The sequence below is a fragment of the Cyanobacteriota bacterium genome, assembly GCA_025054735.1.
Classification (GTDB): Bacteria; Cyanobacteriota; Cyanobacteriia; order SKYG9; family SKYG9; genus SKYG9.
Window position 1 is genome coordinate 1 of sequence record JANWZG010000133.1, and the last position, 9,195, is coordinate 9,195.

Here is a 9,195-nt window from a genome sequence, read left to right on the forward strand (position 1 = left end):
CTATCCAGGTGTTGCAACTGACTCAGGCACGCCGACGATTGCTCGATCAGGAGTCTAGGGCAGGTGCTGCATCAGCATTGATTGTAGGCAACCCAACCATGCCCCAAATCACCTTTCAGTTAGGGGGCAAGCCAGAGACATTATCCGCCTTACCCGGTGCGGAACAAGAAGCCAAAACGATCGCCAACTTGCTGCAAACCCAAGCTCTAGTGCATGATCAAGCCACAAAGTCTGCCGTTTTGGCCCGCTTGCCCAATGCTCGCATTATTCACCTAGCTACCCATGGGTTTTTGAATGATTTTGAGGGCCAGGGCATTCCTGGAGCAATTGCCCTAGCACCAGAGTTAAAGACAGCTCAGCCTATGGCACAACCCCTAGGAAAGATTGATGGCTTGCTAACAGCGAGTGAAATTCTTGAGCTAACTTTGGTGGCAGATTTGGTAACCCTGAGTGCCTGTGATACAGGGCGGGGGCGAATTACCGGGGATGGGGTAATTGGCCTGTCGCGATCGTGGTTAGCGGCGGGTGCTGCCAGCTTGGTGGTGTCGTTATGGAAGGTGCCAGACGACTCCACAGTGTTGCTGATGACAGAGTTTTACCGTAACTTACAACAGGGGCAAGCCAAAGCAGAAGCATTACGACAAGCAATGATCACCACAAAAGCCGTCTATCCTGATCCGATCGACTGGGCTGCATTCACCCTCATAGGCAATGTAGAGTAAGGCGAGCTAATTCACTTAACTCTCTAACGCTACGCTTGGCACATGTTACATTGACTATGCTCGATATAACTCGTGCTAGATTCTAGCTCTCTCTAATTGCCTAAGTGTGCTGTTGTGTAACTGTGAACTATGCCGATCGTCTCTCAAGCGTTGACTCCCGCCGACCTGCCGCCCCCGCCCCCACAACAGCTAGGTTGGTGCTGGACAGAGGGCACTGCGATACCCTATGAACCTACAGCACCCCTGCCCCGGATTAGCATTATCATCCCCAGCTACAATCAGGGGCGATTCATCGAAGAAACCATACGCTCGGTGCTCTTGCAGGCATACCCCAACCTAGAACTGATAGTTATGGATGGTGGCAGCACCGACACCACAATGGAAATTATCCAGCGTTACGACTCATTCATCCACAAGTGGGTAAGCGAACCCGATCGAGGTCAGTCCCATGCTGTAAATAAGGGCATTCAGCAAGCAACTGGTGACTTAATCGGGTGGCAAAACTCTGATGACATCTATCAACCAGGTACGTTTTGGCGCATGGCAGCCGCTGCGGTTGCTTCCCCTGATGCTGATGTGTTCTTTGGGGAAGTCAGGGCAATCAACGAACAGGGACAGGTATTACTGACCTACCCGGTCGGAGAATTTGACCCCCATGACTTACTGCCTTGGCCAACTAACCTGTTTAACCAAGGGATGTTTATCAGGAAACTCGTTTTTGATCGGATTGGCCTGATTGACGAGACCTATCACCACTGTATGGACTACGACTTGTTTTGGCGTATGGTAATTGCCGGTTGTCGATTTCAATTTGTGCCTGGCATTGCTGCCCATTTTCGTCACCACTATCAATCCAAAGGTGCAACCCAGCATGACGTAGCTGATCGCGAGTTTTGGCAACTCTACAAACGAGTCTATACCTGCCAAACCTTACCAACCTCTCTGCGGGTAAAAGCGCTGACATGCTTACAATCGGCCTGTCTACGGGATTATGCCTGTCAGCGGCGATCGCTCTTTCGCCAACATGTAGCAGAATTATTCTCCCTTGCAGGCATTCGTGGCCTTACACCGATGATTGTGGCAAAACTCCTCATCGATCGTCTACGTCCGATATCGCTAAATTCTGATTAGGCTTTTGAAGTAAAAATTAGCACTACAACTTTAATCAGAACTCAGCTATTTACTGTCTAACTGTCGCCAGTTCCGTTGCAACTGTACTGCATCTAAGTCCCGAATCAGCCCAAAATTAGACGATGTTACCAAACCATGCAGACCTGTATGGTTGGCAGCTACTTGTCTTGACTCCAAAATATTAGACTGAGTAACTACTTCATTACTATCTGGCAAATAGTCTAACCATACCCGCCCTTGGTAGTGGCGTAGTGGTTTCTTCAATGAAGCTCCAACTATCTCCACAGCCGTATTGTGAGTATCGAGCAAAATGGCATAGGAGTAATTATCGGTTTGCTCGTGAATGCCAATGCCCAGAGTATGCACTGTCGTTCCAAACTCGTAATTTTCCAAATAGTAAGCCTGCTGAGCACGATTTAAGGATCCTACATTCTGCTTTGCCTCAGATTGCTTTGCCTTACTAGCTTGGTTTAGGAATGATGGCAAGGCTAGTGCCGATAGGATCCCAATCACAACGATTACAACCAACAACTCAATTAGTGTAAACCCACGCTCTGCTGTGGCTTGCACTCTCGTCCTCATCAAGATAGCCTTCAGTTCATCCGTCATGACAGTCAGCATCCTCTCGGTGGTTTGTTTGGACAAATCAGTGATGACAACCAGTCCAAATAGTTTTTCAGAGAATTAACGGATGCACCGGAACAAAATCCTAAAATCTACGGAATGACCAATCACAACGGAGCTAATACCAATTCTCCACAAGCCAGCGACACAACCTATTAGTTCGTAGTAAGAACTTGAGTCCTTACCGCAAGCTATCCGTATCCATGGTGTAGAGAACGCAGTGGTATAGCTTGCAACAGAGAAAACATTTCCAAAAAAAACCCCCTCCCAAGCGGGAGAGGGTATAGGACAAGCAAGTGAACTATGGCCTAGAACCGGAACTGAGTACGGAGGTTGTAAACAAACACGGTCGGGTTGCCCGAAATATTGTTGGGGTTGAATACCACAATCAAGTTCGGGGTAAGGGAAATATTATCGGTAACTGGGAAATGATAGTTGGCCTCAAGCTCATACTGAGTTGAGTAAGACAAGCCAGGCGTTGAGGCTGCACCTGCTGCCAACAGGTTACGCCCACTAGTAACGTCGTAGGGTATTAAGAAGGAAATTGTGCCCAAGGCTCCCTTCTTAAAGAGATCTGGAAAAGCTACCCCAAATTGGATGGACTGGGTAGTGATTTGCCCAACGTTGCCCGCAGTGGTATTCAAGTTAGAGAATGCGATGCCATAACGTCCAAACAGACCTAGACCAGAGAACAGTTTCCAGTCGAAGTTTGCCAGCAACGTATCTGAAGAAACGTTAGTAGAGGTGCCAGGGCGACCAGCAAAGTTGAAGATACCCGTTACAGGCTCAGTAGCAGTTGGATAAAGTCCAGAAACAGTTTGATTCGTGCGAGCATAGGTAAACCGCAGAGACAAATCCTTACTAGGATAGAAATCTAGTTCGGCGATCGCTGTATTTAAGCCGCCAAACACACCCTTAGCTGGGTCAGCAGCGCTGTTGAGGAATGCTGGTAAGAACTCTGTAGATTGCCCAAAGTATCCTGCTTTCACTTCGACAGCATCACCCAATTTCAGGATGGCCACAGCACCAGCACCCCGGTCAACACCATTGAATAAGGTACTGCCGCTGCCATTAAAGGAGCCGACACCATTCAAGATAAAGGTGTAACGGTTATCGTCGAAGTAACGATAGATGTTAACGCGGGGGCCAACCACGACCCGTAGACTGTCGCCTACTGGGAAGGCATAGGATAGTTCGCGGAGAATGAACAACCCTGGATCAACACCAGCCGTCTGGTCAGTGAAGGGTACGCCCCAAGTGTTAAAGAAGTTGCCACCAGAGATCAGTAGATTGGCCGGAGAGAATCCATTACCAACAGCCAGTTGGGTAATCAACTGATCCTTACCAGAGAAAGAAGTTAGCAGAGTTAACCAAGCCAAGTTACTGAATGTTACGTTAGGATTTTCTGTCGCTGTGAAAATCGCAGGTGCACCGCTCACTAACTGCTCGGAGCGTACATTTGTGCCACCAGATACACCAGTGACGTTGAAGAACGCTAGGCCAGAGAGCTTGGTAGTTGTAGAAAACTGCTGTGCCTCTAGGGTTGCAGTGCGGGCCTCCAGGGCATCTACCCGACCCTTCAGGGTTGCCAGTTCAGCAGCAAATTCCTCCTGCAACTTTCTAATAGCTTCTAGGTCAGATTTGCTAACTAAGTCTGCTGTACCTTGGGCAATCAGTTCGCTAATCTTGTCCATACAAGCATTTAGGCCAGCCGCGAACTCATAACGGCTCAAGGGACGATTGCCTCGAAATGTACCATCGGGATACCCCACAATACAGCCATAGCGCTCAACCAGTGATTGCAACGACTGATAGGCCCAATCAGTAGGCATTACATCAGACAGTTGGGTAACGGACGTAACCTGAAGCATAGCGGGGTCAGTATCGACAGGTGCCATGTAGTAGTAGGAGTCGATCGCATTCGTAACTCGACCTGGATCTGTTGCGCTAGTCGTCAACGGTTGTGAAGCTACAGTAGATCGACTGGACTCTGTTGGAGTCATCGCCAATGTAGACGCTGGGACAGTAGCTTGGATAGCCGAAGATGTTGAGCCAATCGATCGAGAACTATCTTCCAACGAGGAACCTGCGCGAGCAACGTTGCCGGCAACTAGACATGCAAGCACAGTCACAGGCAGAGCCAGACAAATATTCCACAAGGTAGAAATCTTAAACATTAATCCTCACACCAAAATGCAGAACGAAAACACAAAGTGTTAGCTGTAGCCAAACTGGTCTTTCCACTACAGTAAAGTAAGCTGACAGACACACAGATAACGTATCCCAGACTACAGTATATAGACTTAACCGTTAACTATTCGTTAACTTTCGCTGATGTTACCAGACACGGTGGACTCTTTCACCAAATTTAATGTTACCGTTCTGGTAGCTTAAGCTATACTTATAGGTGTAACGCGGGGTAGAGCAGTCTGGTAGCTCGTCGGGCTCATAACCCGAAGGTCCATGGTTCAAATCCATGCCCCGCCATTAGAGTCAGTGATCCATGCTTCAAGAGCAATTGCTTGCTCATCTGCAGCAGGTTACTCGTGAACGCGATCCATATCTGGCGACGGCAGGTCACTTCTTTGTTAGGGAGTATGTGCGTCAACAGTTGGGTCAGTGGGGTGTAGTAACTATGCACGAGTTTGCGCAGCGTGGATTGCATCATCAAAATCTGATTCTCGACCTGCCGGGGCGAACATCGCAGTCGCCTGTGCTGATTGGGGCGCACTATGATGCAGTGCTAGGTACGCCTGGTGCTGATGATAACGCCAGTGGGGTAGCTGTTTTACTGGAATTAGCTAGGCTGTTTGCCCAGCAACCTGCCTACCATCCTATGCGCTTAGTGGCCTTCGACTTAGAAGAATATGGCATGGTGGGCAGTTCGCACTATGCTCAGGAACTACACCAGCGCGGTGAACCGTTGCGCCTGATGGTGTCGTTAGAAATGTTGGGCTATGTGGATACAACGCCTGGCTCTCAACGATATCCACCAGGGTTAGAGGCACTTTATCCTGCTCAGGGTGATTTCCTTGCCCTTGTTGGGGACGATCGAACTCGATTAGATCTCAACCATCTAAGCCAAAGTCTTAGGGCCGCGGGCATTCCCTGTGAGTGTCTGCTGGTCAACGATCGAGGGCTATCTCTGCCTGAAACTCGTCTTAGCGATCATTCACCATTTTGGGATCAGGGTTACCCTGCCTTAATGGCAACAGATACATCATTCTTGCGCAACCCTCACTATCATCAAGCCAGCGATCGCATTGATACGTTGAATCTAGAGTTTCTGACAGGGGTATGTCAGGGACTGTTCATAGGCTTAAGTACCCTTGATAGCGAGCACAAAAATCCGTAAGAAATCTGCTATGACTATCTTCTAGTGTTGGTTACTGTACCAAAGCCATCCACAGCTCATGACATTCTCTATCGATAAGGTTAACAATGGAGCCGATGGGAGTTGAACCCATGTCCGCAATGACTATTGACTGTTCGATCGTTCACAGGCTTAGCTCTTCTCATCCTCAGAGCAGGAACCGTCCCTTGTCCCGAACGGTGGGATGCTCTGGTTAAATCTTAACTAGATAACCGACCAGAGGCAGTTACCTAGGGCATCCGTTGGGGTTAAGTCTGCAATCCTTAACGGAGTCGAATTACAGACGCTCGAACCTAAAAGAGGCTATTAGGCAACAGCAACTGCCTTACGAGCAAAAGGAACGATGTTGTTTGCATCTATTCGTTTGAGTCTTGGATTTACGAGATACGACTCGCGCTCGGCCTGCATCACGAAGCAGCGTTCGCCACCACGTCGAAACCGTTACGACCCCTCGTGTGTAGCTACTGAAATTATAGCAGGCACAGCAGAGTTCTGTGGTGGTAGGTTCTGCTTAGTTCAAGCATCTCTTAATCGATAAGGACTAAAGTCCTTACTACAAACTTCCTAAATAGTCTGGGTTAATTGTAGGATTCTGGTTCCAGGAAGGTGGTGTGGGTTGTCTTGGCATTGCTGCTTCAGGAGCAGAAACTATCGGCCATGGTCTTGAAAACCCGCGACTTCCGATAGGGTATATAGCGGTCTGCCTTTGACTTCTTCGTAGATGCGTCCGATGTATTCTCCTAAGATACCAATGCTGACTAGTTGCACAGCACCGAGAAAAAAGATGGCGATGATGATGGTGGCATAGCCCGTCAGGGGGGAGTTGGGTACAAAGAAGCGCCAGTATACCGCTAGAATTACCATGAGTAGGGCAACTAAGGCAGCAAATAGGCCGGTGTAGATGGCGAGCCGCAGTGGCACTTTGGAAAAGGAAATAATGCCATTGATGGCGAGGGCAAAGGACTTGGTGAAGGTATATTTTACAGTGCCAGCATAGCGAGGGGGACGATCGAACACGATCGCCGTTTGGCGGAAGCCAACCCATGAGCGCAAACCCCGTAAATAACGATTACGTTCTGGCATGGCATTGAGCACGTCAACCACTTGGCGATCGAGCAAGCAAAAATCTCCAGTATCCATCGGGATTTGAACATCAGCTAGGTGATGGAGGAGGCGATAGAAGAGATAAGCTGTCCAACGCTTGAACCAGCTTTCTTGCTGACGTTGACTGCGTTGGGCATAAACGACGTGATAGCCCTGTCGCCACCGCTCCAACATTTGTGGAATCAGTTCTGGTGGGTCTTGCAGATCAGCATCTAGAATGATCACTACCTTACCCCGTGCAAAGTTTAATCCTGCTGTGACGGCAATTTGGTGACCAAAGTTGCGAGCCAAGCTGAGGTAGCAAATGCGATGATCCTTTTCGTGCAAATCACGGAGGAGTTCTAAGGTGCGATCGCGGCTCCCATCATTGACTAGCAATAGCTCACTGGTGCCGTCAAGCTGATCCATGACAGCACTCACCCGCCGATATAGCTCTGGCAAGGTTTCTTCTTCGTTATAAACAGGCACTATTAAGGAGTAGGTGGGCAGCATCAGACACGGATAGCTTGTTAGGTTCTCGTTAAGTTCCAATCTTTAAATTCCTTTGTAGCCTATCTCATCTATAGCAGACGCTGTAGCAGCAGCTTAGTGTGTTGCTAGGTCACTGACCCTAACTTGATTGGGATGCAGCTATAGGGTGTAGGTGAAGTCGTCTACCAAAATGCCGGGTACCCAGGAGCCACCAATGCTGCGGTAGTCGTAGGTGCTAATGACTGGGACAAATTCAACAGTGGTGGTTAAGTCTACTAGGGTATCACCAAAATAGTTGTAGAGGGTTTCATCAAAGCGCAAGTTTTCGATCGGTGCCACAAGCTCACCATTCTCTACCCAAAAGCAGGCATAGCGGGTCATGCCAGTGACTCTTCCGGTGGGACGATCGCTCCAATTCAGGTAATGCAGGTTAGAGACATACAACCCAGTGTCCAAGGTGGCCAGAATTTGGCTAGGAGCAAGGGTTCCGGGCATAAGCTCTGGCGAGCGTAGTTCTTCGTCTTGACTAGCACCATTGGCAATTTTGCCATACTCTTTAGCACTACGGCGGCTAACTAGTGTATTCGTCAGTTGCCCTGCTGTAATGAGGGGTAGTTCCAGGGGAGCAATGTCTCCCCATCCATTGAACCGGGGTACTAAACCAGGTCGAAAGTTTTCTCGCAGGGTGAAGTTGGGTGAAAGCAGCCGTTCTTGCCGTTGCAGTAGGTTTAAGCAACTACCTCCCTGCTGCAGCGATGCCTCACTAATGCCCCCCCAACTCAACATGTTGACAAGATCAGCGACTGCTGCTGGTGCCAAGTAGGTGCGATATTGCCCTCTGGGAATGGTTTTTTGGGGTTGACTGAGGCGCTCCAGTTGGCTTCGACAGGTGTCGAGTTGGTGGCTGTAGGCGCGATCGTCCCAATGACTTCCAGCTAGGGTGGCTTTCACGGCTTGACCATCGGCAGTGAACAGGGAATAGTCTAAATCGAAGGACTGGGTGGCAAACCAGTGTCGTTGTCCGGCTGAGTCGGCATAGGCCCTTACTAAATCTCCGGCTGCATAGATGCCAGCAAAGTCTAGGTCTGCTACGGGTTTTAGCACGTGGTCGGCAACTGCTGTCGGCTCCAGCAAGTCACCTAGGTGTACATCTCGACTATGGCTTTCTCCGGAGGGCACAACTAGGTGAGGATCGACAGGTAATTGGGGCAGTTCTTGGGTTAGCTCAGCTAGAGCAGTTTGCAGGGCAGGCCAATCAATATCCCAGTCGCCTGTGCAACTGATTTCTCGATTACTAGTGCGATCGTCTTGCATCAGGGTTAGGGTCAGGTGGGCATCGCGAACAACTCCGGTTTGGCGCACTTTGGCATGGTTGAAGCGAACGAATTGCGTTTGTTCTCCCCACAGGTTGAGGGTAAAGTGGGCGTTGGGAGCAACGAGGTCAGCTAGGGCGTTAGCGAGGCGAGCAAAAACGAGTTCCAGGGTAGCGTGCATGGTTAACAAACATTAGGTGGTGCAATGATACCAGGTTTACGATCGCTGAGGTTGACGAATACCGCGTCCTAACAACACAAATAGAACCAATGCACCTTGAATGACACCAGAGAGGGACGACTCTAAATTCAGGGCTAGCGGTAGCTGCAAACTGCCCACATTCAAACTGCTAAAGAAGAAGGCAATAGGCAAAATCAGCAGGGGATTGTAGTTGCCTAGCATGATAACCAGCAGCGAGAGAAACCCTAGGTTGCTGGAAATACTGGGGATCAAGCG

8 protein-coding genes, 1 tRNA gene and 1 other RNA gene are annotated in these 9,195 nt (G+C 49.3%); 4 read left to right on the forward strand and 6 right to left on the reverse strand.

From position 1 onward, the window contains the following. Both NZ772_08185 and NZ772_08190 read left to right on the forward strand, forming a co-directional pair. The coding region (locus NZ772_08185) for a CHAT domain-containing protein (protein ID MCS6813534.1) at positions 1 to 722 on the forward strand (722 nt) is incomplete at its 5' end. Positions 723 to 851: 129 nt separating this feature from the next. Next, positions 852 to 1,853, forward strand: coding sequence for a glycosyltransferase (locus NZ772_08190; protein ID MCS6813535.1), 1,002 nt, complete (start codon positions 852 to 854; stop codon positions 1,851 to 1,853). 45 nt (positions 1,854 to 1,898) lie between these two features. Here NZ772_08190 and NZ772_08195 read toward each other — a convergent pair whose 3' ends face one another. Both NZ772_08195 and NZ772_08200 read right to left on the reverse strand, forming a co-directional pair. Next, positions 1,899 to 2,462: a prepilin-type N-terminal cleavage/methylation domain-containing protein gene (locus NZ772_08195; GenBank protein ID MCS6813536.1), complete on the reverse strand. Its 564-nt coding sequence runs from the start codon at positions 2,460 to 2,462 to the stop codon at positions 1,899 to 1,901. A 323-nt stretch (positions 2,463 to 2,785) separates the two neighbouring features. Then, the gene (locus tag NZ772_08200; GenBank protein ID MCS6813537.1) at positions 2,786 to 4,654 is read right to left on the reverse strand and encodes an iron uptake porin; all 1,869 of its coding nucleotides are present in this window, start codon (positions 4,652 to 4,654) and stop codon (positions 2,786 to 2,788) included. Positions 4,655 to 4,890: 236 nt separating this feature from the next. On the opposite strand from NZ772_08200, the gene NZ772_08205 reads away from it, so the two are divergent. Both NZ772_08205 and NZ772_08210 read left to right on the forward strand, forming a co-directional pair. Further along, positions 4,891 to 4,964, forward strand: a tRNA-Met gene (locus NZ772_08205). A gap of 16 nt (positions 4,965 to 4,980) precedes the next feature. Continuing rightward, positions 4,981 to 5,832 carry a M28 family peptidase gene (locus NZ772_08210; GenBank protein MCS6813538.1) on the forward strand — a complete coding sequence of 284 codons (852 nt, stop codon included), beginning with the start codon at positions 4,981 to 4,983 and terminating at the stop codon, positions 5,830 to 5,832. A gap of 84 nt (positions 5,833 to 5,916) precedes the next feature. On the opposite strand, the gene ssrA is transcribed toward NZ772_08210, so the two are convergent. The 4 genes from ssrA to NZ772_08230 form a co-directional block, all read right to left on the reverse strand. Further along, positions 5,917 to 6,301: a transfer-messenger RNA gene (ssrA, locus tag NZ772_08215) on the reverse strand. Positions 6,302 to 6,498: 197 nt separating this feature from the next. Then, on the reverse strand, positions 6,499 to 7,446 hold the full coding sequence (locus NZ772_08220; GenBank protein ID MCS6813539.1) for a glycosyltransferase family 2 protein: 948 nt from the start codon (positions 7,444 to 7,446) through the stop codon (positions 6,499 to 6,501). Positions 7,447 to 7,584: 138 nt separating this feature from the next. Beyond that, on the reverse strand, positions 7,585 to 8,919 hold the full coding sequence (locus NZ772_08225; GenBank protein ID MCS6813540.1) for a metallopeptidase TldD-related protein: 1,335 nt from the start codon (positions 8,917 to 8,919) through the stop codon (positions 7,585 to 7,587). A gap of 36 nt (positions 8,920 to 8,955) precedes the next feature. Then, on the reverse strand, positions 8,956 to 9,195 hold a 240-nt coding region (locus NZ772_08230; GenBank protein ID MCS6813541.1), incomplete at its 5' end, for an ABC transporter permease.

What these genes read in the sequence shown, in the direction of transcription:
- NZ772_08190 (MCS6813535.1), top strand. Translation starts at nt 852, where the DNA reads ATGCCGATCGTCTCTCAAGCGTTGACTCCCGCCGACCTGCCGCCCCCG.
- NZ772_08195 (MCS6813536.1), bottom strand. Translation starts at nt 2,462, where the DNA reads ATGACGGATGAACTGAAGGCTATCTTGATGAGGACGAGAGTGCAAGCC.
- NZ772_08200 (MCS6813537.1), bottom strand. Translation starts at nt 4,654, where the DNA reads ATGTTTAAGATTTCTACCTTGTGGAATATTTGTCTGGCTCTGCCTGTG.
- NZ772_08210 (MCS6813538.1), top strand. Translation starts at nt 4,981, where the DNA reads ATGCTTCAAGAGCAATTGCTTGCTCATCTGCAGCAGGTTACTCGTGAA.
- NZ772_08220 (MCS6813539.1), bottom strand. Translation starts at nt 7,446, where the DNA reads ATGCTGCCCACCTACTCCTTAATAGTGCCTGTTTATAACGAAGAAGAA.
- NZ772_08225 (MCS6813540.1), bottom strand. Translation starts at nt 8,919, where the DNA reads ATGCACGCTACCCTGGAACTCGTTTTTGCTCGCCTCGCTAACGCCCTA.